The sequence below is a fragment of the Variovorax sp. DXTD-1 genome (genome assembly GCF_003984625.1).
Lineage (GTDB): Bacteria > Pseudomonadota > Gammaproteobacteria > Burkholderiales > Burkholderiaceae_C > Variovorax.
Window position 1 is genome coordinate 185,667 of sequence record NZ_RWKH01000004.1, and the last position, 25,993, is coordinate 211,659.

The window sequence follows — 25,993 nt, forward strand, 5'->3', positions numbered from 1 at the left end:
TTCGAATGTAGCACAAGCCGCGGTCAGTTATGCAAGCCCCGCTCGTCGGGCTCTTCGGTCGAGGTGCTGATCACGCTCGCCTGCTGTCCCTTGGCCTTGCGCCACGCGTAGACCACATAGCCGCTCAGGCCGTAGGCCACGAACAGGCCGAACAGCACCGTCGGCGGATGAATGTTGATGACCGCGATGCCGAGCGCGATCAGCACGATCACCACGAAGGGCACACTCCTCTTCATCTGTACGTCCTTGAAGCTGTAGAACGGCGCATTGGTGACCATCGAAAGGCCGGCATAGAGCGTGAACGCGAAGGTGATCCACGTGATCTGCGTCCACGAGAGGTACAACACCTCGCCACCCCGCTTGCCCCATTCGGTCATGAGCCAGATAAACCCGGCCACCAGCGCGGCCGCGGCCGGCGACGGAAGCCCCTGGAACCAGCGCTTGTCGACCACGCCGGTGTTGACGTTGAAGCGCGCGAGCCGCAGCGCCGCGCAGGCGCAATACACAAAAGCCGCAATCCAGCCCCAGCGGCCCAGGCCCTTGAGCGACCACTCGTACGCGATGAGCGCCGGCGCCGCACCGAAAGACACCATGTCGGACAGCGAATCCATCTGCTCGCCGAACGCGCTTTGCGTGTTGGTCATGCGGGCCACGCGGCCGTCCAGGCTGTCGAGAATCATGGCGGCAAATACGCCGAGCGCCGCAAGATCGAAGCGCCCGTTCATTGCCATCACGACCGAATAGAAGCCGCCGAACAACGCGGCGAGCGTGAACAGGTTCGGCAGGATGTAGATGCCCTTGCGGCGCTTGCGCGGCGGCACTTCGTCGGGAACCGTGTCGTCATGCATTGAGTTTGCCTCCGTCCCTCATGGGCACTGCGTGAGCAGCTACCCATTCGATAGCATCTTGATCTGTGAATCGCATGGGTTCGCAGTGTAGTTCAGGGGCATGGTGCGCCCCACATGAAAAAGGCCACCCCGGCGGGTGGCCCTCGGGAAACGGGCGCCGCAGCGCCCGCTTCGGTTGCGGATCAGTTGCGGGTCTGGTCGACCAGCTTGTTCTTCTTGATCCAGGGCATCATCGCGCGCAGCTTTTCACCGACGACTTCGATCTGGTGCTCTGCGTTCAGGCGGCGGCGGCTGATCAGCGCGGGCTGGCCGGCAGCGGCTTCGAGCACGAAGCTCTTGGCGTATTCGCCGGTCTGGATGTCGCGCAGCACTTGCTTCATGACCTTCTTCGTCTCGTCGGTCACGATGCGCGGGCCCGTGACGTATTCGCCGTATTCGGCGTTGTTGGAGATCGAGTAGTTCATGTTGGCGATGCCGCCTTCATAGATCAGGTCGACGATGAGCTTGAGCTCGTGCAGGCATTCGAAGTACGCCATTTCGGGCGCGTAGCCGGCTTCCACCAGCGTTTCGAAACCGGCCTTGATCAGCTCGACCGTACCGCCGCACAGAACCGCTTGCTCGCCGAACAGGTCGGTCTCGGTTTCTTCGCGGAAGTTGGTCTCGATGATGCCGGCCTTGCCGCCGCCGTTGGCGGTGGCGTAGCTCAACGCGAGGTCACGCGCCTTGCCGGTCTTGTCCTGGTGCACGGCCACGAGGTGGGGCACGCCGCCGCCCTGCGTGTAGGTGCTGCGAACGGTGTGGCCGGGGGCCTTGGGAGCCACCATCCACACGTCGAGGTCGGCGCGCGGCTGCACGAAACCGTAGTGCACGTTGAAGCCGTGCGCGAAAACGAGCGAAGCGCCTTCCTTGATGTGCGGGGCCACGTCGTTCTTGTAGACGTTGGCAATCTGCTCGTCGGGCAGCAGGATCATGACGACGTCGGCGGCCTTCACCGCGTCGGCCACTTCGGCGACCTGCAGGCCGGCCTTGCCGACCTTGTCCCACGAAGCGCCGCCCTTGCGCAGGCCGACCACGACCTTGACGCCGCTGTCGTTCAGGTTCTGCGCGTGCGCATGACCTTGCGACCCGTAACCGATGATTGCGACCGTCTTGCCCTTGATGAGGCTGAGGTCGGCGTCCTTGTCGTAGTAAACCTTCATGATGCGTCTTTCCTATTTAATCTCGGGCACCCCCTGAAGCGGGGATGCTTTCACTCACAGTTGGCCGGAGGGATTCCGGTCCTTCATTTGCTGGTTGATCGACACGAGGTTGTCGTGAATGCGGAACAGCAGGATCAGCAATTCGCTGTAGACGCGAACCATGATCGCGCCGAAAACGAGGATCGCGATGGCTGCGATGAAGCGCCCCTGGAACAACGAAACGACCGTTGCCGCGAGCACGCCCAGCAGTCCGAGGAAGTACAGAATCCGAATGATGATCGGGGTCACCATCTTCTCGAAACCCAGCAAATCTTGCATTACCTTCTCCTCGTGTGTTGGTTTAGAACAGTGGAACTGAGGGGATCATCACCCCCTATACGCGCAGGATGCGCTCGCCGCGCCCGATGCCGCTGGCACCGGTGCGGACAGTCTCGAGGATAGCGCTACGGTCGATCGCTTCCAAGAAAGCGTCGTTCTTGCCGTGATCGCCGGTGAGTTCGATGGTGTAGCTCTTGTCCGTGACGTCGATGATGCGGCCGCGAAAGATCTCGGCCATGCGCATCATTTCCTCGCGCTCCTTGCCTACGGCGCGCACCTTCACCATCATGAGCTCGCGCTCCGTATAGGCGCCTTCGGTCAGGTCGACGACCTTGACCACTTCGATCAGGCGGTTCAGGTGCTTGGTGATCTGCTCGATGACGTCGTCGGAGCCGGCGGTGACGATGGTCATGCGCGACAGGCTGGCGTCTTCGGTCGGCGCGACGGTCAGCGATTCGATGTTGTAGCCGCGGGCCGAGAAAAGGCCCACCACGCGGGAAAGAGCACCCGGCTCGTTTTCCAGCAGCACTGCAATGATGTGTTTCATGTTTGCGCGACTCCTCTTTTCGCCGCCCTCCCCCGTGCACGGTAATGCGCGGGCTTGGCGGGCAATAGATTCGTCGTCAGTAAAAGTTAAGCGAATGCGCCGACGATCAGAGATCTTCGGAACCCAACAGCATTTCGGTGATGCCCATGCCGGCCTTGACCATCGGGAACACGTTCTCGGTGGGGTCGGTGCGGAAATCCATGAACACGGTACGGTCCTTGAGCTTGCGCGCTTCGCGCAGCGCCGGCTCCACGTCTTGTGGACGCTCGATCAGCATGCCGACGTGGCCGTAGGCCTCGGCGAGCTTCACGAAATTGGGGAGCGCGTCCATGTAGCTGTGGCTGTAGCGGCCGGAGTATTCGATCTCCTGCCACTGGCGCACCATGCCCAGGTAGCGGTTGTTGAGCGAGCAGATCTTGATCGGCGTGTTGTACTGCAGGCAGGTGGAGAGTTCCTGGATGCACATCTGCACCGAGCCTTCGCCGGTGATGGTGAACACTTCCGAGTCGGGCTTTGCGAGCTTGATGCCCATGGCGTATGGAATACCGACGCCCATGGTTCCGAGGCCGCCCGAATTGATCCAGCGGCGCGGCTCGTCGAAGCGGTAGTACTGCGCGGCCCACATCTGGTGCTGGCCGACGTCCGACGTGATGTACGTGTCGGCGTCCTTGGTCATGTTCCAGAGGGTCTCGACCACGTACTGCGGCTTGATGATGTCCTTGTTGTCGCGGTCGTACTTGAGGCAGTCGCGCGAGCGCCAGGCCTCGATGGTCTTCCACCAGTCGGACAGAGCGCCGGCGTCGGGCTTGGTGGTGCTCTCGCGGATCATCGAGATCAATTCGGTGAGCACGTCCTTCACGTCGCCGACGATCGGAATGTCGACCTTCACGCGCTTGGAAATGCTCGACGGGTCGATGTCGATGTGAATGATCTTGCGCTCATTCGTCGCGAAGTGCTTGGGGTTGCCGATCACGCGGTCGTCGAAGCGCGCCCCCACGGCCAACAGCACGTCGCAGTTCTGCATCGCGTTGTTGGCTTCGATGGTGCCGTGCATGCCCAGCATGCCCAGGAACTTGCGATCGCTCGCCGGATAGGCACCCAGGCCCATCAGCGTGTGGGTGACCGGATAGCCGAGCATGTCGACCAGCGTGCGCAGTTCGTTGGTGGCGTTGCCCAGCAGCACGCCGCCGCCCGTATAGATGTACGGGCGCTTGGCGGTCAGCAGCAGCTGCAGCGCCTTGCGGATCTGGCCGCCGTGGCCTTTGCGCACCGGGTTGTACGAGCGCATCTCGACCTTGTCGGGATAGCCTGAATAAGGGGTCTTTTTGAACGAGACGTCCTTGGGCACGTCCACCACCACCGGGCCCGGACGGCCGCTGCGTGCGATGTGGAAGGCCTTTTTCATCGTCAGGGCCAGGTCTTTCGGGTCCTTGACGAGGAAGTTGTGCTTCACGATGGGGCGCGTGATGCCGACGGTGTCGCACTCCTGGAAGGCGTCCAGGCCGATGGCGGCGGTGGGTACCTGGCCCGAGATGATCACCATCGGGATGGAGTCCATGTACGCGGTGGCAATGCCGGTGACCGCGTTGGTCAGCCCCGGGCCGGAGGTAACCAGCGCCACGCCCACTTCGCCGGTGGCGCGCGCATAGCCGTCGGCCGCGTGCACGGCTGCCTGCTCGTGGCGTACCAGCACGTGCTGGATGGTGTCCTGCTTGTAGAACGCGTCGTAGATGTACAGAACCGCGCCGCCCGGATAGCCCCAGATGTACTGGACGCCTTCGGCCTGCAGTGCCTTGACCAGCACTTCAGCGCCCATGAGCTCTTGCGTTTGAGTGCCGGCGCCAGAGGACGCGGCTGCTGCGGAAGCGAGTTCCGCCTTCGAGATTTCCATGATCAACCTTTGGAGTTTTTTCGGGAACGAAAAACCTTGGGTGCCCCTTGCCAACCCTTGTGGGGTCGCGCCAGGACTTGAGGCCAAAGCCATGAGCGGACTGATGTTCCGCCGGACCGTGACCCGTTTGCCTTTTGACTTGCAATGCGAATTATGACATCGATGCGCCGGTCTTCGCGCGAAAACCGCGACGAAAAGGCAGGAAGGCATAATCCGCGGCGGAAACATACGCGCTTCCAGACACCCCATTCCCACGCGGCGCCCCACGGCGCCCCCTCTCGCTTGGCCACTGAACAAGAACTTTCCGACTTTCTGAAGAGCGTCGAACGGCGCGCTTTCAAGCGCTCGGTCTACCACGTGCGGGACGAGGAAGCGGCTCTCGACATCGTGCAAGACAGCATGATGAAGCTGGCACAGCACTACGGAGACAAGCCGCCGGAAGAGCTGCCCATGCTGTTCCAGCGCATTCTTTCGAACTGCACGCTCGACTGGTTCCGCCGGCAGAAAACCCGGCGCGCCCTGTTCTCGAACCTGGGCGACTTCGAAGCCGCCGGCGACGACGGAGATTTCGATCTTCTGGAGAACTTCGTCTCTCCGACCGACTCCAGGGAAACGGAGAGCGCCGAGGACACGACCCGCCGCGCCCAGGTCTTTCACGAAATCGAAGAACAGATAGCAGCTTTGCCGGGTCGTCAACGAGAGGCTTTCCTGATGCGTTACTGGGAAGAAATGGATGTGGCGGAGACGGCCGCTGCAATGGGCTGCTCCGAAGGCAGCGTCAAAACCCACTGTTCGCGGGCCGTGCACGCCTTGAGCAAGGCGCTCAAAGCCAAGGGAATTTCGCTATGAACACTAAGGTTCCAACTTCTTCTTTTGCTGCCGAGGATCAATTCGGCCAGCGCGTGGCTGCGCGGCTGTCCGCCGGCAGCCAGGAGCTGCCGCACGACATCGGCGAGCGGCTGCGCGTGGCGCGGGCGCAAGCCGTTGCAATGCGCAAGCAGGCGCCCCAGTTGCGTGCGGCATCCACGGTCATCCAGTCCGGCAATGTGGCCACGATGGGCGGCAGCTGGTGGACGCGCATCGGCTCGGTGGTCCCGCTGATCGCACTCGTGGCCGGGCTGATCACCATCAGCGTCATGCAGGACGAAGACCGCGCCAGCGAACTGGCGGATGTCGACTCGGCACTGCTCACGGACGACCTGCCCCCGGCTGCCTATACCGATCCCGGGTTCGCCCAGTTCCTGAAGTCGGACGGCGCTTCCGACTGAGTCCTGCCGAGCGAACGAATGCGACCTCTTCCCGTTTCCCGCGCTTCCACGCCCCGCCTGATGCGCCCGCAAACGTCGGGCGCAGTCATTTGGGCGGGTGCGCTCGCCATGGCGGTCTTCGGCCTGGGCGGCGTGAGCAGCCTGAACCTCGCGAGCGCTCAAACTCACTCCGAATCGCTCAAGGCGGCCGCCGACACAGCGCAGGCGTCCACGTCGGCGTCGGCTTCCCACCCTTCCACCTCGAAAGTGGCATCGGCAACCAAGCCGCACTGGAGCGAACTGACTGCCGAGCAGCAGCAGGCGCTGCAGCCGCTCGCGTCGCATTGGCACACCTTGAGCACGGGGCACAAGCGCAAATGGCTGGCACTGTCACGCAACTACGCGAACATGTCGGCCGATGACCGAACAACCCTGCACAGCCGAATGATCGAATGGGCCGCCTTGAGCAATCAGCAGCGCGCCCAGGCGCGCCTCAACTTCGCCGAGGTCAAGAGCGTGCCCGCCGACGAGCGCAAGGCCAAATGGGAGCAGTACCAGGCGCTGAGCGAAGAAGAGAAGCGCCGTCTTGCCGAGCGTGCGCCCGTCAAGCCCCGCGGCGCCGCGGTTCCGGTGCGCCCCGTTCCCGCCCAGAAGCTGGTTGCGGTTCCCGCAGTAACGCCCGCCGGACAGCACACGCCGCGGATCTTGCTGGCGCCACCCGCGTCGGCGACTGCAGCGGCAGCGCCGGCCGCCGCGCCCGCAGCCGTCACGGTGGCGTCGCCGCCGGAGCGGGTGCCGGGCGTCGTATCCGTGGTTCCCTCTTCTGCTTCCGGTTCGCCGTCCGCTCCCATTCCTGCCGAAGCACAGGTGCCGGCCCCCTCTTCCGCCGCGCCCTCCGCTGCCGCGGGACGACCGGCCGTGCAGCCCTCGCCCCCCTGAACAAGATTTCGATGGTTTCACCTTCCTCTGAAGTTTCGGAATCGAATTCCTCTTCCTCGGCCGCAGACTCTTCGACCAGCGCTCCTCTTTCGATAGTGCCAGGCCTGTGGAGGCGAATGGCATGCTGGCTCTATGAAGGCATGCTGCTGTTTGCCGTGGCCATGATGTCGGCCTGGCTCTTCAGCGCGCTCAGCCAGATGCGCAACGCCATGGACGACACGCGCCGTCCCCTGATGCTGGCTTATCTCTTCGTGGTGTTCGGCGTCTACTTCGTCTGGTTCTGGTCCAAGGGCCAGACGCTGGGCATGAAAACCTGGAACATCCGAATTGTGGACAAGCAAGGCCGCCCCGTCACCCAGCCGCGGGCCTTCTTGCGCTACGTGCTGAGTTGGGTCTGGCTGCTGCCGCCGCTGGCATTGCACCCATTGCTGGGCGTTCCGGTGGTCGAGACGCTGGTCCTGCTGTTCGGCTGGATTGCCGTGTGGGCCGTGCTGGCCCGCTTTCACCCCGAGCGCCAGTTCTGGCATGACGCCTGGGCCGGCACGCGGCTCATAACCTCCAAGCCGATGAGCCGTCGATGAGTGCCCTGCCCAAGCTTCCCGATCCCGCCGTCAATCCGCAAAAGGCCCGCAAGGGTTTCGAGCGCGTATGGCACGCCACCCTGATTTCACTGCACGGCCTTCGCGCGGGCTGGAGCGAGCCGGCCTTCCGCCAGGAAGCCATCATGGCCATCGCGATGATTCCGGCTGCCTTCTGGCTCGGCCGCAGCTGGGTCGAAGTGGCCCTGCTCGCCGGGAGCGCCATTCTGGTAATGATCGTCGAGCTGCTCAACACGGCAGTCGAAGCCGCCATCGACCGCATTGGCCCCGAGTGGCACGACCTTTCCAAGCGCGCCAAGGACATGGGCAGTGCTGCCGTTCTGCTGTCTCTCACCCTGTGCGGGGGCATCTGGCTGGCGGCGCTGTGGCAGCGCTTCGCGTCATGAAAGCGCCCCTCGCAAGAGGCATGATGGCGGGATGAATCCTGAATTTTCGATCTGTGTGTATTGCGGCTCCCGCCCCGGCGAGCGGGCCGAATTCTCCAAGGCCGCCGAAACGGTCGGCCAGTGGATCGGCCAGCATCGCGGCCAGCTGGTCTACGGCGGCGGGCGCACCGGCCTGATGGGCACGGTGGCCGAGGCCACACGCCAAGCCGGAGGCCGCGTGGTCGGCATCATTCCCAAGGCGCTGGTCGACCGGGAGCTGGCCAACACGCTTTGCGACGAGCTCCATGTGGTCGACACCATGCATGAGCGCAAGGCCATGATGGGCGAGCGCGCGGATGCCTTCCTCGCGCTTCCGGGCGGCATCGGCACCTTCGAGGAACTGTTCGAGATCTGGACTTGGCGCCAGCTCGGCTACCACGACAAGCCGACCGGCATCCTGAACACGGCCGGCTACTACGACGGCCTGCTGGGCTTCCTTGCGCACAGCGTGCGCGAAGGCTTCATGGGCGAATGGCAGATGGAACTCATCCGTACAGACACCAACCCCACCGAGCTGCTCGCAGCCCTGCGCGCCCAGGTGCCGCTGCACCCCCGCGGAGACCGCCTGGCTGAAAACCTCTAGGCCCAGCCACAGGCTGTGAGCGCGCCGTTTAGACGGCGTTTTCGTTCTCTTCGCCGGTGCGGATGCGCACGATGCGCTCGACTTCCGTGACGAAGATCTTTCCGTCGCCGATCTTGCCCGTGCGGGCCGAGTTGACGATAGCCTCGATGCAGCGCTCCACGTCGCCCTCGTTGACGACCACTTCGACTTTCATCTTCGGCAGGAAGTCGACCACGTATTCCGCACCACGATAGAGTTCCGTGTGCCCCTTCTGGCGGCCGAAGCCCTTGACTTCGGTCACCGTGAGGCCGGTTACCCCCACTTCGGCCAGCGCTTCGCGCACGTCCTCGAGCTTGAAGGGTTTGACGATGGCGGTGATCTGCTTCATGGTTTTTGCGCTCCGGCGGTTTCGTTGAATTTGCTGGTGATAGGGTAACGCCAATCTTTGCCGAAGCTGCGATGGGTGACCCGGATGCCCACAGGCGCCTGGCGCCGTTTGTATTCATTGATCTTGATGAGCCGCGCAACCCGCTCGACCACCGCGCGTTCGTAGCCCGCTGCAATGATCTCGTCGATGCCCTCGTCGTCCTGCATGTAGCGTGCCAGGATGCCGTCGAGGATGTCGTACGGCGGCAGGCTGTCCTGGTCGGTCTGGTCGGTCTGGTCGGGCCGCAGTTCGGCGCTGGGCGGCCGTGTGATGATCCGTTCGGGAATCGGCGAGGCGCCAGTGCCGTACGGGTCATGCGCATTGCGCCAGCGGGCCAGCGCAAACACCGTGGTCTTCAGCAGGTCCTTGATGACCGCGAAGCCGCCCGCCATGTCGCCGTACAGCGTGCAGTAGCCTGTGGCCATTTCGCTCTTGTTGCCGGTGGTAAGAACGATCGAGCCGAACTTGTTCGACAGCGCCATCAGGAGCGTGCCGCGGATGCGGGCCTGTATGTTTTCTTCGGCCGTGTCTTCGGGCAGGCCCTTGAACTCCTCCGCCAGCGCGCCCTTGAACGATTCGAAGGTGTGCTTGATCGAGATTTCGTCATAGCGCACGCCCAGGCGTGCGGCCATCTCGCGCGCATCGATCCAGCTGATGTCCGCCGTGTAGGGCGAAGGCATCATGACCGCGCGCACCTTGTCCTTGCCGAGCGCATCGACCGCAATGGCAACCACCAACGCCGAATCGATACCGCCCGAGAGCCCCAGGATGGCTCCTGGAAAGCCGTTCTTGCCGATGTAGTCCCGCACGCCCAGTACCAATGCATCCCACAACTGGGCTTCGGCATCGCGCCGTGGCGCGATTGTTTCGGGCTCGGCCACGAAGCCGATGCCCTCGGCGCCTTGCGCGGGTCGCTCCAGCTGCATGTAAACCAGGCGTTCCTTGAAGCTCTCGGCCTGCGCGGCCAGCGCACCGTCGGCCTGCAGGGCGAACGACGCTCCGTCGAAAACCACTTCGTCCTGCCCGCCGACCAGATGCGCGTAGACCAGCGGCAGGCCCACGGCGCGGGCACGGTCGGCCATTCGCGCGACGCGCTCGCCTTCCTTGCCGACGTGATACGGGGAGGCGTTGATGACCGCCAGCACTTCGGCGCCGGCCCCGCGCGCCAGCTCGGCCGGTTCGTCGAACCAGGCGTCCTCGCAGATGAGCAGCCCCACCGAAACACCCCCGGCCTCGAACACGCAAGTGCCCTGCCCCGGCGTGAAATAGCGGCGTTCGTCGAACACCTGGTAGTTGGGCAACTCGCGCCTGGCGTAGGTTTCGAGGATGCGCCCTTCTCTGATCACGCTGGCGGCGTTGTAGCGCATCTGCACCGCCACCGAGCGGCTGCGGAGGCTCCCGCCCGTCGGATGCCCCACCACCACGACCATGTCTTTGAGACCGGCCAGCGCGGCGGCAACGCCTTTCACGGCATCATCGCAAGCTTCGGTAAACGCGGGACGCAGGAAAAGATCCTCTGCCGCATAACCGGCGATCGAGAGTTCGGGCGTGAGCAGAAGACGCGCGCCCTTTGTGTAGGCTTCATGCGCGGCATCGACGATTTTTTTCGCATTGCCGGCGAGGTCGCCCACCACAAAATTGAGTTGCGCGATGGCGAGCTTGAGCGTCATACGGAAGGAAGAAAAAGGCTTGAACGATTATGTCATTCGGGTGATGGCATCGCTGTCGGACCTGAACCCGAAAGCATGGAACGCGCTGCTCGGCGCCCAGGCGGAACCGTCGCCTTTCATGCGCTACGAGTACCTTGCCGCGCTGCACGAAAGCGGCAGCGCCTCGCCCGAGAGCGGATGGACACCGCAGTTCGTCACGCTCTGGTGCAAGGACGAATTGCAGGCGGCCTGCCCGGTCTACATCAAGGCGCACTCCTATGGCGAATACGTCTTCGACTGGGCGTGGGCCAACGCCTATGAGCAGCACGGCCTTGCCTACTACCCCAAGGCGGTGGTGGCGGTGCCGTTCACGCCGGTGCCCGGCGCACGTCTGCTGGCCCGCGATGCGCAAACCCGCACGCTGCTGGTGCAGGCATTGGTGGCTTGGTGCAAGACGCAAGAACTTTCGTCGTTGCATCTGCTGTTCGGTGCCGCGGCCGACATTGCCGCCTGCACAGAAGCGGGCCTCATGCTGCGCAACACGGTGCAGTTTCACTGGACCAATGCGGCGCCGGCCGGGCCTGATGGTGCCGAGCCCTACTCGGACTTCGAATCCTTCCTTGCCAGCCTCTCGCATGACAAGCGCAAGAAGATTCGACAGGAACGCCGCAAGGTGGCCGATGCAGGCGTGACCTTTCGCTGGTCGCGCGGCGCCGACATCGCGGCAGCGGACTGGGATTTTTTCTACCGCTGCTATGCGCGCACCTATCGCGAGCACGGCAATCCGCCGTATCTTTCGCGCGATTTCTTCCAGCGCATGGCCGGCACGATGCCCGAAGCCTGGCTGTTGTTCGTTGCCGAACGCGGCGGCAAACCGATTGCCACGAGCCTGATCGCGCTGTCCACGCATGACGACGGCGCGCTGGTGGCCTATGGCCGCTATTGGGGCGCCATGGAACGCGTCGACTGCCTTCACTTCGAAGCTTGCTACTACCAGCCGCTGGCCTGGTGCATTGCGCACGGCGTGAGGCGGTTCGAGGGCGGCGCACAGGGCGAGCACAAGATGGCGCGCGCGCTCATGCCCGTCAAGACCACCAGCGCCCATTGGCTGGCACACCCTGCGTTCGCCGATGCGGTCGAGCGCTTTCTCGAGCGCGAGGGCGAAGGCATCGGCAACTACATGGACCACCTGGGCGAACGCAGCCCGTTCAAGGCCGGCTGAAGCACGGCGGCGCGGCCGGCCTGCCGCCATGCGGGGCTGCTATAAACGCGCCCAATCCAACAACAGAAAGAAACCGATGCCGTTCGTCGGACTGGGGCTGCACATCCTCATTGCGCTGTTCTTCGCCGTGCACGCAATGCGACACGGCAAGCAGATGTACTGGCTCATCATTCTGTTCAGCTTTCCCCTGCTGGGCAGCGTCGTGTACTTTGTGGTCGAGTACCTGCCTGCCTCCCGCATGCAGCGCACCGCGGGCAAGGTGGCGAGCGCGGCCATCGGCTTCATCGACCCCGAGCGCGAGTACCGCGCAGCCACCGAGGCCTACGACCTCGCCCCCACCGCCCAGAACAAGCTGCGCCTTGCCAAGGCTGCGCTCGACAAGGGCCAGGCTGCAGACGCAGTCGGGCACTACCGCGACGCCCTGAAGGGTCCGCTCGCATCCGATCCTGAATTGCAATTTGGCCTGGCCAGCGCGCTGCTGGCCGCAGGCGGCGCGGCTTCGGGCCGCGAAGCGCTGCAGGCGCTCCAGGCCCTGCGCGCCTCACGCGACGACTACCGGAGGGACGAAGTCGCCGTGCTCACCGCCCGCGCACTCGCAGCCGACGGGCGCCATGCAGAGGCCCGCGGGGCCTTCGAATCGGCCCTGAGCCAGTACAACACGGTCGAAGCCCGTGCCCGCTACATCGCCTGGCTGGCGGAGCAAGGCGATACCGCTGCCGCGCAGCGCCAATGGAACGAACTCCAGCAGGCTGCGCGCCACTGGAATTCGCACGCACGCTCCGTCAATCGCGAATGGATGCGGCTGGCCGGCGAGGCGGCGCAGGGCTGAAGCACCTCTGCACGGTGCCCGCCCCTCGAACAGAAGCGATTACTTCTTGTAGGCAGCGATGCCGTCGACGACTTCCTTCTTGGCGGCGTCGATGCCTTCCCAGCCCAGCACCTTGACCCACTTGCCGGCTTCCAGGTCCTTGTAGTGCTCGAAGAAATGGCTGATGGCCTTCAGGCGCATCGGGTTCACGTCGTCCACCGACTTCCAGTGGCTGTAGATCGGCAGCACCTTGTCGGTGGGTACCGCCAGCACCTTGCCGTCCACGCCGGCTTCGTCTTCCATCATCAGGATGCCGAGCGGACGGCACGGCACCACCACGCCGGGCAAGAGGGGGTACGGTGCTATCACCAGCACGTCGACCGGGTCGCCGTCGCCCGACAGCGTCTGGGGCACGTAGCCGTAGTTGGCCGGGTAGTACATCGCGGTCGTCATGAAGCGGTCCACGAAGATCGCGCCCGATTCCTTGTCGACTTCGTACTTGATCGGGTCGGCATTCATCGGGATTTCGATCACCACATTGAAGGCGTCGGGAATATTCTTGCCGGGGGAGACTTTGTCGAAGGACATGACGTTTTCGAGTAGTTGAAAAGTATGAGAGGAGATGGGGAAAAACCCGGAGTTTACTTTCCGTGTCACGGGCAGGTCGCACACGTTCCTGTTTTTGCCTGTAAATTGCACCTGTTGGCCAATCGGCTCCGCACTCCGGTGCAGTGAGCTTCGAGGAAGCAACGCGACGGAAAACATGGGCCCCGTACGCGTTGCGCGCAGGACCCATGCTGTCCGTCTCCACAAGTCACAACGAACGAATGGAGAAGCAAAGCATGATCGGCAACACCCCCCTGATACTCGCCATCGTCTGCGGCCTCGTGGCCGTCGGATACGGTTTCTGGGCCCGAAGTTGGATTCTCGCCAAGGACCCGGGCAACGCCCGGATGCAGGAAATCGCCGCGGCCATCCAGGCCGGCGCATCGGCCTACCTCGCCAAGCAGTACACCACCATCGCGGTGGTCGGCGTCGTGCTGGCCGTTCTCATCGGCATCTTCCTGGACGCGACCACGGCCGTGGGCTTCGTGGTGGGCGCGGTGCTTTCGGGCGCATGCGGCTTCATCGGCATGAACGTGTCCGTGCGCGCCAACGTGCGCACCGCACAGGCAGCCACGCAAGGCATCGGCCCGGCGCTGGACGTCGCGTTTCGCGGCGGCGCCATCACGGGCATGCTGGTGGTGGGGCTGGGGCTCCTGGGCGTCTCGGTCTTCTACTGGTTCCTGGCGGGCAACGGCAACCTCACGCCGGACCGCAGCCTCTCGGCCATTCTCAATCCGCTGATCGGCTTCGCCTTCGGCTCCTCGCTGATCTCGATCTTCGCGCGGCTGGGCGGCGGCATCTTCACCAAGGGCGCCGACGTGGGCGCCGACCTGGTGGGCAAGGTCGAAGCCGGCATTCCGGAAGACGACCCACGCAACCCGGCCGTGATTGCGGACAACGTGGGCGACAACGTCGGCGACTGCGCAGGCATGGCGGCCGACCTGTTCGAGACCTATGCGGTCACGCTCATCGCCACCATGGTGCTGGGCGCGCTCATGGTGGCGGCGGCGCCAGTCAACGCGGTGCTGTACCCGCTCGCGCTCGGCGGCGTGTCGATCATCGCGTCGATCGTCGGCTGCTTCTTCGTGAAGGCCTCGCCTGGCATGGTCAACGTGATGCCGGCGCTCTACAAGGGGCTGGCGGTGGCGGGCGTCCTGTCGCTGATCGCGTTCTGGTTTGTCACCAGCTGGATCATTCCGGACAACGCCATCGCCCCGAGCGGCAGCCAACTCAAGCTGTTCGGCGCCTGTTTCGTGGGCCTTGCGCTCACCGCGGCGCTGGTGTGGGTTACCGAGTACTACACCGGCACGCAGTACAAGCCGGTGCAGCACATCGCGCAGGCCTCCACCACGGGCCATGGCACCAACATCATCGCGGGCCTCGGCGTCTCGATGCGGTCGACGGCCTGGCCGGTGATCTTCGTCTGCATTGCCATCATGGCCTCGTACACCCTTGCCGGCCTGTACGGCATTGCGGTGGCCGCGACGGCCATGCTCAGCATGGCGGGGATCGTGGTGGCGCTCGACGCCTACGGGCCCATCACCGACAACGCCGGCGGCATTGCCGAGATGAGCGAGATGCCCGCCAGCGTGCGCGACATCACCGACCCGCTCGACGCGGTCGGCAACACGACCAAGGCGGTGACCAAGGGCTACGCCATCGGCTCCGCCGGCTTGGCCTCGCTGGTGCTGTTTGCGGACTACACCCACAAGCTGGAGAGCTTCGGGCTCAACATCAGCTTCAACTTGAGCGACCCGATGGTGATCGTCGGGCTCTTCATCGGCGGGCTGATCCCCTACCTGTTCGGCGCAATGGCCATGGAAGCCGTGGGCCGTGCTGCGGGCGCGGTGGTGGAAGAAGTGCGCAGGCAGTTCCGCGACATCCCCGGCATCATGGAAGGCACGGGTAAGCCTGAATACGGCAAGGCCGTGAGCATGCTGACCGGCGCGGCCATCAAGGAAATGATGATTCCCTCGCTGCTGCCGGTGGTGGTGCCGATCCTGGTCGGCCTGCTGCTCGGCCCCAAGGCGCTGGGCGGCCTGCTGATGGGCACCATCGTCACCGGCCTGTTCGTGGCCATTTCGATGTGCACGGGCGGTGGCGCCTGGGACAACGCCAAGAAGTACATCGAAGACGGCCATCACGGCGGCAAGGGCTCCGAGGCGCACAAGGCCGCGGTCACCGGCGACACCGTGGGCGACCCCTACAAGGACACGGCCGGCCCCGCGGTCAACCCGCTGATCAAGATCATCAACATCGTCGCGCTGCTGATCGTGCCGCTGGTGGTCAAGTTCCATGCCGGCGATGCGGCGGCAGCCGTGCCGCACAAGGTCGAAGCGCCCGTGGCAGCGACTGCGCCCGCCGCTCCTGCACCCGCGCCTTCGGCTCCGGCTGCCCCGGCCGCCTCCGCAACGCCGCCGGCAGCGGTTGCTTCAGGCGCAGTGAAATGAAAGCCCAAACCTGATGCCTTCCGCGGAAACACTCGAAGCCTTTATTGCCGCCGTCGAAAGCGGCGCGCATGCCAAGGCCATCGAAGACTACTACACCGAAGACGCGACCATGCGTGAGAACCAGGCCGAGCCCCGGCGTGGCCGCGCCACGCTGGTTGCGCACGAGCAGGCGGTGCTGGATCGAACCGAGTCGGTCGTTTCGACCTGCGTGCGCCCCGTGCTCGTGAACGGCGACCACGTCGTGGTCCGATGGGTGTTCGACTTCCGCTTCAAGGGCGGCAAGGCGATGCGCATAGAAGAGCTCGCCTGGCAGCGCTGGGCGGGCGACCGCATTGCCGAGGAAGAGTTCTTCTACGACCCGGCGCAGGCCAAGCCGGCCTGATCGGCCGGTCTGCCGCTACCTGGCCCTGCCTGGCCGCTACCTGGAGCTCTCGGCCGCCACGGCGCGCACCAGGCGCGTGGCCGGTGCAACCAACTGGCTCAGATCGCCCGCCCGGTTCTGCTCGATGGCCTGGAGCACCAGTTCGTTGATGCCGCCCACCACCGTCATGGCCATTTCGCTGGTGAGGTGCGCCGCGGGGCCGCCCTGCGCGTTGCCGCCGCTGCCATTGATGGCCAGCTGGATGAAGCTTGCAATCTCATCGTTTACTCGGCGCCGGGCCGCGAGCCCGGGCATTCCGAGTCCGAGTATCTCGATGAACAGCGTACGCAGCAGCACCGGGTCCTGTGCAAGATAGTCGAAGTAGGCGGTCATGGCCCGCTCCACCTGCGCGTGCCAGGGGTGCGCCGGATCGAAGGCCTCGCTCACCGCCCGCAGCGCCAGCTTGCTGGCAGCCTCGTACAGGGCAATCAGGCATTCCGATTTGGTCGCGAAGTGCTCGTAGAAGGTCCGGCGCGAAACCGCCGCTTCACGCACGATGTCCGCAATGGTCGTCTCCGCGTAGCCCTTGGCGGCCACGGCGCGGGCCATGCCCTCCAGCAAACGCGAGTAATGCTCGTGAACCGGCTCTCCCGAAGGGCCGGCGAGGGCTGGTTTTTCAATCGCGATGCTCATGAGGGTACATTTTCCTACGCCTTGGTACTTGACGGTACCAACAGATGTGCGCACTATTCAGACAACCGGTACTGACGTGTACCAACCCACTCTCCAGAGGATTGCTTTCATGACCGAGCTTGTGGTGCGCCGCCTTCTCATCGACCTGCAAACGCCGTTCGGGCGCAACTGGTGCGGCGGCGATGCATTCTCCACCGCCTTCTTCAACGCGTTGTCGATGAGCTTTCCGTTCGGCGAGCAGTTCTTCATCCATGCCGTGCGCGACACCGTGGCCACGTTGCCGGCCGAAGCGCAAGAAAAATACCGTGCCGAGGTGCGCGGCTTCATTGGGCAGGAGGCCACGCACCGCCGCATCCACACCCTCTTCAACGGCCACCTCGAAGCGCAGGGCCTGAAAGACCGCTGGACGACCCGCGCGGCCAAGCGCATGGAGTTGATGGAAGGCGCCGATCCCCGCCATGCGCTGGCCGTGACGGCGGCAACCGAGCACTTCACCGCGATGTTTGCCGAATGGTTGCTGGCCCACCCTGAAGTGCTCGACGGCGCCGAACCTCGGCTGCGGACGATGTGGCTCTGGCACTGCGCCGAAGAGCTGGAGCACAAGTCCGTTGCCTTCGACATCTACAAGGCCGCGCAAGGTTCGGACGCGTGGCGCACGCGCTGGTTTCGCCGCGTGACCATCATGTTCCTGGGCGACCTGCTGCGCCAGACGGTCGACAGCCTGCGCCACGAAGGGCAGCTGTGGAAGTGGGCGACCTGGAAAAGCGCCGCGCGCATTCTGCTGAGCCGAGGCGGCTTGCTGCGTGGAAATTGGAGCGCCTGGCGCAGCTACTTCCGCGCCGACTTTCATCCGGCGCAGCAAGACAGCAGCCTTTCGGCGCGCTGGCTCGAGAACAACCGCACGCAATACACCGCCGTGGGCGCGGCACCCGAAGCGGCCGGCGCGGCTCTTTAGTAGAAGCTGGCCCGGTGCGTGGGAGGGCTGACAGCCGGCCGCTGCTCGGGCCGTATCGTCAGGTCGTGCAAGGTGTCGAAGTCCGAGGGCGCATCCGGAACGCGCATCACGGCTTCCAGCTCGTTCAATGACGCAACCCACTGGCCCGCGGCCGACTCGGTGGGCTCGTCGTTGGCAAAAGTGCCGTCGCGGATATACAGGGTTTCGTTGTCGGGGCGTTCGGCGTGCAACTCGATCAGGCGCGCAATCGAGAAGTTGTAGGTCACCAGCTTCTCGCGGGTGTTGCGGTCTTTGCCGCCGCAGTTGAACGAGCCTTCGGCTGCAATCACGATGCAGGAGCCCTCGACGCCGCTGTCGACATGGCTGCCCGTGCGCCAGATGGCATTCGGAAGCCGCACCCGTACCTTGTCGATCACCAGGTCGCGCTGCTTGTTCAGGCTGCCGAGCGGCGGCACCAGCGAACGCAGCTGCCGAAGGCGTTCGGCAAAGATGTTGTCCATGAAGAACTCGACATGGTGCGTCGCGCTGCCGGACGAGCGCCTGACCACCTGCATGACGACATGACGTGATTTATTCATTGCAGGTCCTTCCGCACATTGCCCGACGCCGGGCACCTATACAAAATCATTTGCCGTCGATTACAAATTAGAACTTTTTATTGACTGCAATTACTTGCATCAATTGTGTCCAACTGTATATCCAATACCGCAAATAGAGAAGGAAATCTGCAACGCCGCTGCTCGGGCATGTCGCCAAAAAGACGCTCAGCCCTGCTAGCCGAGCGCCGCCGGATTATTCGAGCGACTCGTCCAGCGCCTTGCACGAAGGCGCGCACACGGTTTGCGACTTGCCGAGTACCTGGCGGGTGCGCAGCTGCGAGCGTACGCGATGCTTGCCGCACATGAAGCAGGACATGGTCGCCCCGCTGAAAGACGCGGACGCGCGGAACGGCGAGCCTGGTGTTTTCGATTTGTAACGCAAGCCATCGGCCACGACGGCAGTCTTCACCTCAGCTTTGGCCATCGGCTTTGTCCTTTTTAGGTTCGGTATTTCGCATCGCCCGTGCTATGACTTCTCTGGCGCGGACTTCGGCTGCAAGCGCCGCGTCCAGCGCCGAGCGGCACAGGCCGGCGTGTTGATAGTTGATATTTTCGTACACCTCGGCGGCAGCCGGATAAGCGTCGAGCAGGCGGCCCAGATCGGCGCCCGGTTCAACGTCGCTGAATTCGTGCACGAGGTGTTCGACCACCGAGCGGTACTGCTCCGCCCCGACGGGAACGGTGCTGTGCTCGAGCCGTTCCAGCAGTTGAGCCAGCACGTGGGTCACTGCCAGATCGGTCTTGGGAGACGGATTTTGGGTCGTGTTCATGGAGTCCATCTGGGGGCAGCATACGCTTTATGCAAGTGCCTCCTCCCGTGCGGGTGTTGGCTCGGGGGGCGCCTCATGCGCGGCCTGCATGCGCCGCAGCAGGCTGTGCAGCATTTCGGTCGAAAGCCCATGGATGACCAGCCGATGTCCCGCCCGCAAGGTGGAAAGCGGCACCAGCGGGTGCTTGTTGTTGACCAGAATCAGGTGCTCCGGAGCGCCCAGCACCGTCGCGGCGTAGATGCCGATGGTTTCGTCGAGCTGCAGGGAGTTGGCGGCGCGCCAAAAGTCGTTATCCGTCAACATCAATTGATAAAGCGGCGTGAAAAGCTCAATGGCGCTTTGCAGGTCGAGAAAATTGAGCTTGCCGTGCGGCATGTCCGAAAGCCGCAACCCAGGGTCCTTGATCATCGAAAAGTCGACATTGGGCGCCTTGCCCAATGCCAACCCTCTGTCGCGCAGCGCCTGGTTCAGGCGGATCACGAAATTGAACAGATTCAGGTCGTGCTTCAGGAACATCTCTTCCCTGAGCGCGTCGATGTCGGCAGGCTCCAGCGGCGAGGTACCCACGGGCGCGGGCGAATTGCGGCCGATGAAGCTCAGCACCTGCGAACCCAGATGGAAGTGCCGCAGGATCAGCCAGTTCGCTTCCGGTGAAACGAAGCGCTTGAGCCCCCAGGCCAGCAGGTTGTGCAGCATCTTCGAGTGCGACCAGTTGCGCGGCACGAACACCTTCACCACCTGAATCAGGATGATCGTGAGCCGCGCCACCGGCCGCAGAAACGGCAGCAGGTACTGGCGCGAGCCTGAGCTCGAATCGGCCAGCCACGCCGCCTTGACCTCGTCGGGCAACGGCGTGCTCTGGTCGAGGTAGAGGGCGAGCCATGGGCTGGGGTCGCGCTCGTCGTGGCCCTGCTCGAGAAAATCAGGCGTTCGGCTCATGTGGCATTCGCTCCGTGATGTGCTGAAACTGCATCAAGTACAGCGCGGCCGTGTGGCGCGCCGTGTCGATGATCTGCCGGGCTGCGCGGCCCTGCCCTTTGGTACCTAGGCTGTCCTTGTCCGCTTCCACAGCCATCACCATCTCGACCGCGGCGAGCCATCGGTTCAGGTGGTTCTCGTCGTTGTGGCCGTGGTACTCGAGAAAGCGGAACGCATCGGGCGGCAGCTTCAGGCCGGCCTTGACCAGCGGGAGCAGCGCCGGCACGATGCGCTGGCCCGTGCCTTCGATGATGTAGATCGCGCCCAGCAGCCCGATGGGGTCGCGCGTGGCGGCCAGGCCGTGCAGGTAGGCGTTGAGCGCCTCCCCACCGGGGTTGCGGCGCAACTCGCCGATCTCGGCCACGGTGCCGCCGGCCTTGCGGTAGTCGCTGAAGAGAATGTCGAAGTCGTCCTGCTCTTCGCCCGCATGCACGTCGATCAGTGCGGCAAGCGTCTTGTAGGGCCCCGTCAGCGAAGCGGCGCCTTCGCGCATCCAGCGGCTGCCTTCGCGCACCTGCGGAACCCACTGCTCCATCCAGTTCAGGTAGTCGGGCAGCGCGAAGCGCCGTTCGCGGATCTGGCGGATCAGCGGCGTGCGCCAGACGTTCGAGCGGTAGTCGTGCCAGATGCCGGCCAGCTCGGTCAGCAGTGCGCCAAGGCCTTCGGGCGCGGCGGCCGGATCGTGCGGCGGCGCAATCGCGGGCTCATCGTCTGGCGCTGTTTCAGCGGCCATGCGTGGACCGGCCACTGCCTGTGCGGGCGCGTCGGCTGCCTCGACCTCCAGCAGCATGTAGGCGGCCATGAAGCGCCCCGACTCCGGCACGTAGCAAAAGATCTGCTCACCGGGCTTCAGCGTCTTGGTGTGCAAGAACTCCGACAGCATGATCAGGATCGACGCCGCGCCGGTGTTGCCGCGCCAGGCCAGGTTGCTCCACCACCGGTCGCGCGGAATGGCGAGGTCGGCCTTCGTCATCAGGTCTTCAACCACAGGAATGAATTTTTCCGACGAGTAATGGCACAGGAAATGGTCGACCCGCTTCGGATCGACCCAGCCATCGCGCACCAGGGTCGCGTATTCGTGAATGCCGATGTCGAACAGGTGCGGCAGCAGGCGAATGTCCTGCCGCAGCGACAAGGCACCGGCCGCTTCCGCCTCGGCCCAGGAGCCGAAATCGAGATGGCCGCGTGCACGGTCTTCGGTCAGGCCCAGTTGCATGCACACCGGGTAGTCACCCGAGAACGCGCGCTGGTGCACCCATTTCAGCCGCAAACGCAGCCCGGGGTTGCCGGCCAGCCCGGGCGCGCCGTCGGAGAGCAGCAACGCGCCCGCACCGTCGGAAAGCATCCAGCGCAGAAAGTGCGAATCGAAGTCGGTTTCATAGCCGCGGGCCGCGAAGCGCGGGCGCTTGAAAAGCCGCGAGGGCATTTCGCTGGCCACCGCAAGCGCGCTGCGGTGCGCGCCCAACTCGATGCCTTGCGCGGCCGACTGGATGGCCGACACGCCCGCGGCGCAGATGCCGTGCACCGACAAGGTCTCCATCGGCGCCGCTGCCAGTTCGCCCTGGATCATGTTGGCAAAGCCCGGCATGAGCGTGTCGCCGCCCGAAGATCCGCTGGCCAGCAGCGACACGCGCGAAAGCTCGGCCCCGCCGCGCTGCAGGCAATCGCGGATCGCACCCGCCGCGAGCTGCGCATTGGTTTCATGCGTCGCGCCCTCCTCGTCGATTGCATAGTGCCGCGTGAGAATGCCGTTCTCCGCCAGGATGCGCCGCTTGATGCGCTCCGACATGCGGTTGAGCGGCGCGATGTAGGCGTCCATGCGCTCGTTGGGAATGGGCTCGCCGGGCATGTAGTAGCCGGCGCTCTCGATGTAGACGCGTTGAAATGGAACAGGCATGGTTCAGTGGGTTGAAGACTCGGGCGGCACCAAAGGCACGGGTGGCATCAGCGAGCGGCTGCGAAAACGCGGCCACAGCGCTCCCAGCACGAACACGCGAACCATGTAGGGCCCCAGTCCTTGCTCATTGAGTGCGGGATCGACCTGCGCGCGGTAGCGCGTGCGGTGCAATTGCGTGAGTTCGGACCAGTGGGCATGCGGGTTCTCGTGATGTGCGGTGTGCAGGCCGATGTTGAACAGCAACGGGTTCACCAACCCTTCGAAATTGCGTGCGTAGTTGAACCGGGTACCCGCGGTATCGCGCCGCGCCTCCGCACTCGCTTCCGCACGGGGTAGGGGCCTGCGTCCGTCCGCATGCGCGTGCTGCAGGTAGTTGGTGGCCAGCAGCCAATGCAGGCCATGCAGTTGCGGCACGATGACGAACAGCAGCGCCTTGCGCCAGTCGAGCAGCAGCAGCGCGCTCCAGCTGCCGAGCCACAGCGCGTACTGCGCCATGCAATAGCGCCAAGGCCCCGGCCGGTGCCTGCGAAGCCGCCCGAGCCAGCCCAGGCACACGGGCATCAGCACCCACACCGCCTGGAACGGATGCAGCAGGTAGCCGCGCAAGTGGTTGGTGTCGCCGCCGAAGCGGTAGGTGCGCGCCACGTCCCGTGGCCCATGCTGGTGGCGATGGTGGTTGGCCACATGCGCGGGCCAGAAAACGAAGGTCGGGTGCCCCTGCAGCAGCGTGATCCAGAAGTCGGTGAACCGGTTCATGCGCCGCCCTCGCCACATGCGCAAATGCACGTGGTTGTGGTGGATCACGCCCACGCCCAGCGTCAGAAAGAGCATCAACCCATAGAGCAGCACGGCAAAGCCATGCACCCACTGCCATGCCGCCAGCGCCGGAAGCGCCACCAGGTAGGCAAGGCTCTGCCAGTCGCGCCAATGGCGCAGGCGTGCCGGCCGGCGCAATGCGTCAGGCCGCGATGCCATGCTGCTGTTGGCGTTGCTGCTTGTCTTGAAAAGCCTGGAACTGCGGCTCGGCCGCATCGGCGGCGATGCGCGTGCCGAACAACCGGTCCATGAAAGTGAACTGGAAGCCGTAGTTGCCGCCGTGGCAGGCGTGGTGCAAATGGTGCCGACGGCTCGCGGCAAACCAGTGGCTGTAAGACACCCCGGGAAAGAAGTCGTAATTCGAATGACCGATGCTGTTGAAGAACAGGCTGAACAGCGGCACCGAGGCAAGCGACCAGAAGCTGAAGTCGTGCAGCAGCATCGGCAGCAAGATCACGTTGCCGAGCATCACCGCCTCGATCGGGTGAAAGCTGTAGGTGGCCCAGGGCGTGGTCACCACCGAACGGTGATGTGGCCCGTGAAAGCGCCGCAGCCACCGCGTGTGCAGCAAGCGATGGTTGAACCAGAAGTGCACGTCGTTCCAGACCGCCAGCACCACGATTTCAAGCGCGATCTGCCGCCAGCCCGCATCCGCGTCGAGCCGCGCCCAGCCCAGCTGAAGCAAGCCCCACGGAAACACCATGCCAAGCCCGAAAACCAGCACCGAAACGCTCGACGGCGTCAGTTCGCGGCGCAGTTGCCCCGGCTGCAGAGGACGCGGATCGAGCACCCGCCCGATTCCGAGTGCCGGCAACACCCGGCGGGTCAACAGCCAATTGAGTGCGCCAAACCCCAAGTAGATCGAGCCGAAAAACGCCAGCCCCCAGCACATCACCTGGAGGGCGGACAAATTTGTAAAGGTTTGCGCCATCCCCCGAGGCTACAGCAGCATTTCAGGAACCAGAGGCGCAATGATCATGTTGTGCAGCCGCTGGAAGAAGGTCGACTCCGGTTCCGAGGTCAGGATGACTTCCTTTTCCCCGTCGCTCGTGAGCCACTGCAACGTGCCGGTGTCCTTGGCAAGGCGCAGGCGGTACGAGTTCTGCAGCTTGCTGATGTTGATGACGCGCAGCATCTCGCGCGCCAGCTGCGGGCTGTCGACCACCAGGCCCATCTCGGTGTTCTGGCTCGCCGAGCGCGGATCGAGGTTCATCGAGCCGATGAAGATGCGCGTCTTGTCGATGGCGGCCGTCTTGGAGTGCAGCCGCCCGAGCGATTTGCCGAACAGGCCGAAGCGCTCGCCCGCGGTGGTGCGCTGCGGGCTCAGTTCGTACAGGTCGGCCCCGCCCTTGAGCAAGCGCTCGCGGTAGCGCGCGTAGCCGGTGTGCACCAGCGGTTCGTCGTTGGCGGCCAGCGAATTGGTGAGCAGCGTGAGCTTGACGTTGCGCTTGGCCAGGTCTTCGAACGCCGCCATGCCGCGCTCGCCGGGTACCAGGTACGGCGAGGTCAAGTCGACCTGGATCTTGGCGTCCATCAACAACGCCCAGACCTGCATCGTCACGCTGGTTGCAATGGCTTCGTCCGCCGTCATGGTGGTCGGCTTGGTGGGCGGGTCGGCAATGGCCCGGGCCTCGCCCCACAAAAGCCCCATGCGGCCGCCATCGAGCTCCTCGGCAATCGGCCCGTAGCCCAGGATGTCGGAAGGCGGCAGCACGATCTTCGGCGGCGGCGCCGCCATGCCGATCCAGGCATCGAAGTCCGCGGTGGTGGGTATGTGGCCGCCCTCGCCGCGCACGATGTCCGCCACGGGCCAGACCTGCTTGCTGTTCCAGTAGGCATCGAAGATCGACTCCAGCTGCGGCAGCACATTGCCCACCACCAGCGCGTCCATGTCGATGAAGTTCTGCGCCTCGCTCAGCACGAAATACTCGTCGGCAATGTTGCGCCCGCCCACCACGGCCATCACCCCGTCGGCAATGAAGAGCTTGTTGTGCATGCGGTGGTTGAGCCGCCCGATCTCATGCGGCGACGCCGCGAAGCGCGACAGAAATCCGTTGCGCCCGCAGCAGAACGGGTTGAACAGCCGCACGTCCACATTGGGCGTCTGCGAAAGCGCAAGCAGCAGCTGCTGGCTCCTGGCCGTGTAGAGATCGTCCACCAGCAAGCGCACCTGCACCCCGCGCGCCGCTGCCTCGCGCAGCGAGCGCATCAGCAGCCGGCCGGTGGCGTCGTTTTCGAGCTGGTAATACTGGACCACCAGCGAACGCTGGGCGCGCTGCGCAAGCTGGATGCGCGCGTCCAGCGAATACACGCCGAGCGGCATCAACCGAAAGCCCGAATGCTCCCCGGGCGGCGTCGAGGCCGCCACGATCTTCGCGAGCCTGGTGGACGGGTCGGCCACGTCCGCAGTTACCGCTGCCCGCTCGCGCGCCGGCGGCAGCGAACCGCAGGCGGCCAGCGCCGCGAGCATGGCGCCGGCAAGACAAATGCGCAGAAGTTGAGTCCAGGCGTTCATGATGGATCGATGCTCGCAGCCCTGTTATTGAAAAATTGCCCACCGTCCTAGAATTCGCTCCACACCTGCTCGGAGTTACACCATGGCAAGACCGATCCTCTCACGCATCGCGCTGATGTCGGTTGCAGCCGGGTCTGTTGCAGCCGCGCTGGCACTCCCCGCCTGGGCGGCCCTGGACATCGGCGACCCGGTGCCCAAGTTCACCGCCAATGCCGCGCTGGGCGGCAAGACCTTCCGCTATTCGCTGGCCGAAGCCTTGGCCAAGGGGCCGGTGGTGTTGTACTTCTTTCCCGCGGCCGACTCCAGCGACTGTTCGATCGAGGCCCATGCTTTCGCCGAAGCCATCGACCAGTTCACGGCGCTCGGCGCCACTGTCATCGGCGTTTCGGCGGACGACATCGACACGCTCTCGAAGTTCTCGGTCAAGTCGTGCCAAAGCCGCTTTCCCGTGGCCTCGGACGAATCGAAGACGGTGATCAACGGGTTCGACGCCCTGATGCAGACCCGGCCCGACTTTGCCAACCGACTTTCCTATGTGATTGCGCCGAACGGCACGGTGGCTTACTACTACCAGAACCTGAATCCGGACAAGCACGTGGAGCGCATGCTCAATGCGGTGCGGGCGCTGCCGCGCCCAGGCGCGCCAAGGTAGCCCGGGGCTCCCGGCGGGAT

29 protein-coding genes are annotated in these 25,993 nt (G+C 64.4%); 12 read left to right on the top strand and 17 right to left on the bottom strand.

Annotated elements, in window-relative coordinates; genetic code table 11:
* Window positions 1-23: 23 nt before the first annotated feature.
* From pssA to EJI00_RS05575, 5 genes are all read right to left on the bottom strand, one after another.
* On the bottom strand, window positions 24-848 hold the full coding sequence (pssA, locus tag EJI00_RS05555) for a CDP-diacylglycerol--serine O-phosphatidyltransferase (RefSeq protein ID WP_126746472.1): 825 nt from the start codon (window positions 846-848) through the stop codon (window positions 24-26).
* 182 nt (window positions 849-1,030) lie between these two features.
* A complete protein-coding gene (gene ilvC, locus EJI00_RS05560; RefSeq protein WP_007834233.1) occupies window positions 1,031-2,047 on the bottom strand; it encodes a ketol-acid reductoisomerase in 1,017 nt (338 codons plus the stop codon).
* A gap of 54 nt (window positions 2,048-2,101) precedes the next feature.
* On the bottom strand, window positions 2,102-2,365 hold the full coding sequence (locus EJI00_RS05565; RefSeq protein WP_126746473.1) for a DUF4282 domain-containing protein: 264 nt from the start codon (window positions 2,363-2,365) through the stop codon (window positions 2,102-2,104).
* A gap of 55 nt (window positions 2,366-2,420) precedes the next feature.
* The gene (ilvN, locus tag EJI00_RS05570) at window positions 2,421-2,912 is read right to left on the bottom strand and encodes an acetolactate synthase small subunit (protein ID WP_012747479.1); all 492 of its coding nucleotides are present in this window, start codon (window positions 2,910-2,912) and stop codon (window positions 2,421-2,423) included.
* 106 nt (window positions 2,913-3,018) lie between these two features.
* The gene (locus EJI00_RS05575; protein WP_126746474.1) at window positions 3,019-4,803 is read right to left on the bottom strand and encodes an acetolactate synthase 3 catalytic subunit; all 1,785 of its coding nucleotides are present in this window, start codon (window positions 4,801-4,803) and stop codon (window positions 3,019-3,021) included.
* A 282-nt stretch (window positions 4,804-5,085) separates the two neighbouring features.
* Here EJI00_RS05575 and EJI00_RS05580 point away from each other — a divergent pair, with 282 nt between their 5' ends.
* From EJI00_RS05580 to EJI00_RS05605, 6 genes are read left to right on the top strand one after another with little or no spacing between them, the layout of a single operon-like run.
* A complete protein-coding gene (locus EJI00_RS05580) occupies window positions 5,086-5,652 on the top strand; it encodes an RNA polymerase sigma factor (RefSeq protein WP_093019119.1) in 567 nt (188 codons plus the stop codon).
* Entirely contained in the window at window positions 5,649-6,071 is a 423-nt protein-coding gene (locus tag EJI00_RS05585) for a DUF3619 family protein (RefSeq protein ID WP_126746475.1), read from the top strand. Before EJI00_RS05580 ends, EJI00_RS05585 begins: the two co-directional genes overlap by 4 nt.
* Window positions 6,072-6,131: 60 nt before the next feature.
* Window positions 6,132-6,989: a DUF3106 domain-containing protein gene (locus tag EJI00_RS05590; protein WP_260590464.1), complete on the top strand. Its 858-nt coding sequence runs from the start codon at window positions 6,132-6,134 to the stop codon at window positions 6,987-6,989.
* Between the two features lie 11 nt (window positions 6,990-7,000).
* Window positions 7,001-7,570, top strand: a complete 570-nt coding sequence (locus EJI00_RS05595; protein ID WP_126746477.1) for an RDD family protein — start codon at window positions 7,001-7,003, stop codon at window positions 7,568-7,570.
* Window positions 7,567-7,974 carry a diacylglycerol kinase gene (locus tag EJI00_RS05600; RefSeq protein WP_126746478.1) on the top strand — a complete coding sequence of 136 codons (408 nt, stop codon included), beginning with the start codon at window positions 7,567-7,569 and terminating at the stop codon, window positions 7,972-7,974. Before EJI00_RS05595 ends, EJI00_RS05600 begins: the two co-directional genes overlap by 4 nt.
* 31 nt (window positions 7,975-8,005) lie before the next feature.
* Complete coding sequence (locus tag EJI00_RS05605; protein WP_126746479.1) at window positions 8,006-8,596, top strand: TIGR00730 family Rossman fold protein; 591 nt, start codon at window positions 8,006-8,008, stop codon at window positions 8,594-8,596.
* A 28-nt stretch (window positions 8,597-8,624) separates the two neighbouring features.
* On the opposite strand, the gene EJI00_RS05610 is transcribed toward EJI00_RS05605, so the two are convergent.
* Both EJI00_RS05610 and EJI00_RS05615 read right to left on the bottom strand, forming a co-directional pair.
* Entirely contained in the window at window positions 8,625-8,963 is a 339-nt protein-coding gene (locus EJI00_RS05610) for a P-II family nitrogen regulator (protein ID WP_126746480.1), read from the bottom strand.
* Entirely contained in the window at window positions 8,960-10,672 is a 1,713-nt protein-coding gene (locus EJI00_RS05615; protein WP_126746481.1) for an NAD+ synthase, read from the bottom strand. The genes EJI00_RS05610 and EJI00_RS05615 overlap by 4 nt, the downstream gene beginning before the upstream one ends.
* Window positions 10,673-10,691: 19 nt before the next feature.
* On the opposite strand from EJI00_RS05615, the gene EJI00_RS05620 reads away from it, so the two are divergent.
* A complete protein-coding gene (locus EJI00_RS05620) occupies window positions 10,692-11,873 on the top strand; it encodes a GNAT family N-acetyltransferase (RefSeq protein WP_126746482.1) in 1,182 nt (393 codons plus the stop codon).
* Between the two features lie 76 nt (window positions 11,874-11,949).
* Window positions 11,950-12,702 carry a hypothetical protein gene (locus EJI00_RS05625; RefSeq protein ID WP_126746483.1) on the top strand — a complete coding sequence of 251 codons (753 nt, stop codon included), beginning with the start codon at window positions 11,950-11,952 and terminating at the stop codon, window positions 12,700-12,702.
* A gap of 39 nt (window positions 12,703-12,741) precedes the next feature.
* Here the strand turns inward: EJI00_RS05625 and ppa are convergent, their stop codons facing one another.
* Window positions 12,742-13,269, bottom strand: a complete 528-nt coding sequence (gene ppa, locus EJI00_RS05630; RefSeq protein ID WP_021007095.1) for an inorganic diphosphatase — start codon at window positions 13,267-13,269, stop codon at window positions 12,742-12,744.
* 254 nt (window positions 13,270-13,523) lie between these two features.
* Here ppa and EJI00_RS05635 point away from each other — a divergent pair, with 254 nt between their 5' ends.
* Window positions 13,524-15,737, top strand: coding sequence for a sodium-translocating pyrophosphatase (locus EJI00_RS05635; RefSeq protein WP_126746484.1), 2,214 nt, complete (start codon window positions 13,524-13,526; stop codon window positions 15,735-15,737).
* Window positions 15,738-15,750: 13 nt separating this feature from the next.
* A complete protein-coding gene (locus EJI00_RS05640; RefSeq protein ID WP_126746485.1) occupies window positions 15,751-16,119 on the top strand; it encodes a nuclear transport factor 2 family protein in 369 nt (122 codons plus the stop codon).
* A 36-nt stretch (window positions 16,120-16,155) separates the two neighbouring features.
* Here EJI00_RS05640 and EJI00_RS05645 read toward each other — a convergent pair whose 3' ends face one another.
* Window positions 16,156-16,791: a TetR/AcrR family transcriptional regulator gene (locus tag EJI00_RS05645; protein ID WP_126746486.1), complete on the bottom strand. Its 636-nt coding sequence runs from the start codon at window positions 16,789-16,791 to the stop codon at window positions 16,156-16,158.
* 109 nt (window positions 16,792-16,900) lie between these two features.
* Here EJI00_RS05645 and EJI00_RS05650 point away from each other — a divergent pair, with 109 nt between their 5' ends.
* Entirely contained in the window at window positions 16,901-17,746 is an 846-nt protein-coding gene (locus tag EJI00_RS05650; RefSeq protein ID WP_126746487.1) for a metal-dependent hydrolase, read from the top strand.
* Here the strand turns inward: EJI00_RS05650 and EJI00_RS05655 are convergent.
* The 8 genes from EJI00_RS05655 to EJI00_RS05690 form a co-directional block, all read right to left on the bottom strand.
* Window positions 17,743-18,324: a hypothetical protein gene (locus tag EJI00_RS05655; RefSeq protein WP_126746488.1), complete on the bottom strand. Its 582-nt coding sequence runs from the start codon at window positions 18,322-18,324 to the stop codon at window positions 17,743-17,745. The two genes, EJI00_RS05650 and EJI00_RS05655, sit on opposite strands and share 4 nt — an antisense overlap.
* A 214-nt stretch (window positions 18,325-18,538) precedes the next feature.
* Window positions 18,539-18,769, bottom strand: coding sequence for a hypothetical protein (locus tag EJI00_RS05660; protein WP_055800144.1), 231 nt, complete (start codon window positions 18,767-18,769; stop codon window positions 18,539-18,541).
* The gene (locus EJI00_RS05665; protein WP_126746489.1) at window positions 18,756-19,124 is read right to left on the bottom strand and encodes a hypothetical protein; all 369 of its coding nucleotides are present in this window, start codon (window positions 19,122-19,124) and stop codon (window positions 18,756-18,758) included. Before EJI00_RS05665 ends, EJI00_RS05660 begins: the two co-directional genes overlap by 14 nt.
* A gap of 18 nt (window positions 19,125-19,142) precedes the next feature.
* The gene (locus EJI00_RS05670) at window positions 19,143-20,054 is read right to left on the bottom strand and encodes a DUF6999 family protein (RefSeq protein WP_126746490.1); all 912 of its coding nucleotides are present in this window, start codon (window positions 20,052-20,054) and stop codon (window positions 19,143-19,145) included.
* Window positions 20,038-21,990 carry a beta-ketoacyl-ACP synthase III gene (locus tag EJI00_RS05675; RefSeq protein WP_126746491.1) on the bottom strand — a complete coding sequence of 651 codons (1,953 nt, stop codon included), beginning with the start codon at window positions 21,988-21,990 and terminating at the stop codon, window positions 20,038-20,040. The genes EJI00_RS05670 and EJI00_RS05675 overlap by 17 nt, the downstream gene beginning before the upstream one ends.
* Before the next feature lie 3 nt (window positions 21,991-21,993).
* Window positions 21,994-22,965 (bottom strand): fatty acid desaturase, encoded by a 972-nt coding sequence (locus tag EJI00_RS05680; protein ID WP_126746492.1) that lies wholly within the window; start codon window positions 22,963-22,965, stop codon window positions 21,994-21,996.
* Window positions 22,949-23,737, bottom strand: a complete 789-nt coding sequence (locus tag EJI00_RS05685; RefSeq protein WP_126746493.1) for a sterol desaturase family protein — start codon at window positions 23,735-23,737, stop codon at window positions 22,949-22,951. The genes EJI00_RS05680 and EJI00_RS05685 overlap by 17 nt, the downstream gene beginning before the upstream one ends.
* A gap of 9 nt (window positions 23,738-23,746) precedes the next feature.
* Window positions 23,747-25,321, bottom strand: coding sequence for a phospholipase D family protein (locus tag EJI00_RS05690; RefSeq protein WP_126746494.1), 1,575 nt, complete (start codon window positions 25,319-25,321; stop codon window positions 23,747-23,749).
* A gap of 82 nt (window positions 25,322-25,403) precedes the next feature.
* Here EJI00_RS05690 and EJI00_RS05695 point away from each other — a divergent pair, with 82 nt between their 5' ends.
* Window positions 25,404-25,973: a peroxiredoxin gene (locus tag EJI00_RS05695; protein ID WP_126746495.1), complete on the top strand. Its 570-nt coding sequence runs from the start codon at window positions 25,404-25,406 to the stop codon at window positions 25,971-25,973.
* Window positions 25,974-25,993 lie beyond the last annotated feature (20 nt).

Excerpts from the sequence above, each read along its gene's own strand:
- EJI00_RS05660 (WP_055800144.1), bottom strand. The coding sequence starts at position 18,769 with ATGGCCAAAGCTGAGGTGAAGACTGCCGTCGTGGCCGATGGCTTGCGT.
- EJI00_RS05600 (WP_126746478.1), top strand. The coding sequence starts at position 7,567 with ATGAGTGCCCTGCCCAAGCTTCCCGATCCCGCCGTCAATCCGCAAAAG.
- EJI00_RS05640 (WP_126746485.1), top strand. The coding sequence starts at position 15,751 with ATGCCTTCCGCGGAAACACTCGAAGCCTTTATTGCCGCCGTCGAAAGC.
- EJI00_RS05695 (WP_126746495.1), top strand. The coding sequence starts at position 25,404 with ATGGCAAGACCGATCCTCTCACGCATCGCGCTGATGTCGGTTGCAGCC.
- ppa (WP_021007095.1), bottom strand. The coding sequence starts at position 13,269 with ATGTCCTTCGACAAAGTCTCCCCCGGCAAGAATATTCCCGACGCCTTC.
- EJI00_RS05645 (WP_126746486.1), bottom strand. The coding sequence starts at position 16,791 with ATGAGCATCGCGATTGAAAAACCAGCCCTCGCCGGCCCTTCGGGAGAG.
- EJI00_RS05670 (WP_126746490.1), bottom strand. The coding sequence starts at position 20,054 with ATGAGCCGAACGCCTGATTTTCTCGAGCAGGGCCACGACGAGCGCGAC.
- EJI00_RS05605 (WP_126746479.1), top strand. The coding sequence starts at position 8,006 with ATGAATCCTGAATTTTCGATCTGTGTGTATTGCGGCTCCCGCCCCGGC.
- EJI00_RS05595 (WP_126746477.1), top strand. The coding sequence starts at position 7,001 with ATGGTTTCACCTTCCTCTGAAGTTTCGGAATCGAATTCCTCTTCCTCG.
- EJI00_RS05585 (WP_126746475.1), top strand. The coding sequence starts at position 5,649 with ATGAACACTAAGGTTCCAACTTCTTCTTTTGCTGCCGAGGATCAATTC.
- EJI00_RS05625 (WP_126746483.1), top strand. The coding sequence starts at position 11,950 with ATGCCGTTCGTCGGACTGGGGCTGCACATCCTCATTGCGCTGTTCTTC.
- EJI00_RS05575 (WP_126746474.1), bottom strand. The coding sequence starts at position 4,803 with ATGGAAATCTCGAAGGCGGAACTCGCTTCCGCAGCAGCCGCGTCCTCT.
- EJI00_RS05690 (WP_126746494.1), bottom strand. The coding sequence starts at position 25,321 with ATGAACGCCTGGACTCAACTTCTGCGCATTTGTCTTGCCGGCGCCATG.
- EJI00_RS05680 (WP_126746492.1), bottom strand. The coding sequence starts at position 22,965 with ATGGCATCGCGGCCTGACGCATTGCGCCGGCCGGCACGCCTGCGCCAT.
- EJI00_RS05655 (WP_126746488.1), bottom strand. The coding sequence starts at position 18,324 with ATGAATAAATCACGTCATGTCGTCATGCAGGTGGTCAGGCGCTCGTCC.
- pssA (WP_126746472.1), bottom strand. The coding sequence starts at position 848 with ATGCATGACGACACGGTTCCCGACGAAGTGCCGCCGCGCAAGCGCCGC.
- ilvN (WP_012747479.1), bottom strand. The coding sequence starts at position 2,912 with ATGAAACACATCATTGCAGTGCTGCTGGAAAACGAGCCGGGTGCTCTT.
- EJI00_RS05590 (WP_260590464.1), top strand. The coding sequence starts at position 6,132 with ATGCGCCCGCAAACGTCGGGCGCAGTCATTTGGGCGGGTGCGCTCGCC.
- EJI00_RS05565 (WP_126746473.1), bottom strand. The coding sequence starts at position 2,365 with ATGCAAGATTTGCTGGGTTTCGAGAAGATGGTGACCCCGATCATCATT.
- EJI00_RS05685 (WP_126746493.1), bottom strand. The coding sequence starts at position 23,737 with ATGGCGCAAACCTTTACAAATTTGTCCGCCCTCCAGGTGATGTGCTGG.
- EJI00_RS05615 (WP_126746481.1), bottom strand. The coding sequence starts at position 10,672 with ATGACGCTCAAGCTCGCCATCGCGCAACTCAATTTTGTGGTGGGCGAC.
- EJI00_RS05610 (WP_126746480.1), bottom strand. The coding sequence starts at position 8,963 with ATGAAGCAGATCACCGCCATCGTCAAACCCTTCAAGCTCGAGGACGTG.
- EJI00_RS05635 (WP_126746484.1), top strand. The coding sequence starts at position 13,524 with ATGATCGGCAACACCCCCCTGATACTCGCCATCGTCTGCGGCCTCGTG.
- EJI00_RS05665 (WP_126746489.1), bottom strand. The coding sequence starts at position 19,124 with ATGGACTCCATGAACACGACCCAAAATCCGTCTCCCAAGACCGATCTG.
- EJI00_RS05650 (WP_126746487.1), top strand. The coding sequence starts at position 16,901 with ATGACCGAGCTTGTGGTGCGCCGCCTTCTCATCGACCTGCAAACGCCG.
- EJI00_RS05675 (WP_126746491.1), bottom strand. The coding sequence starts at position 21,990 with ATGCCTGTTCCATTTCAACGCGTCTACATCGAGAGCGCCGGCTACTAC.
- ilvC (WP_007834233.1), bottom strand. The coding sequence starts at position 2,047 with ATGAAGGTTTACTACGACAAGGACGCCGACCTCAGCCTCATCAAGGGC.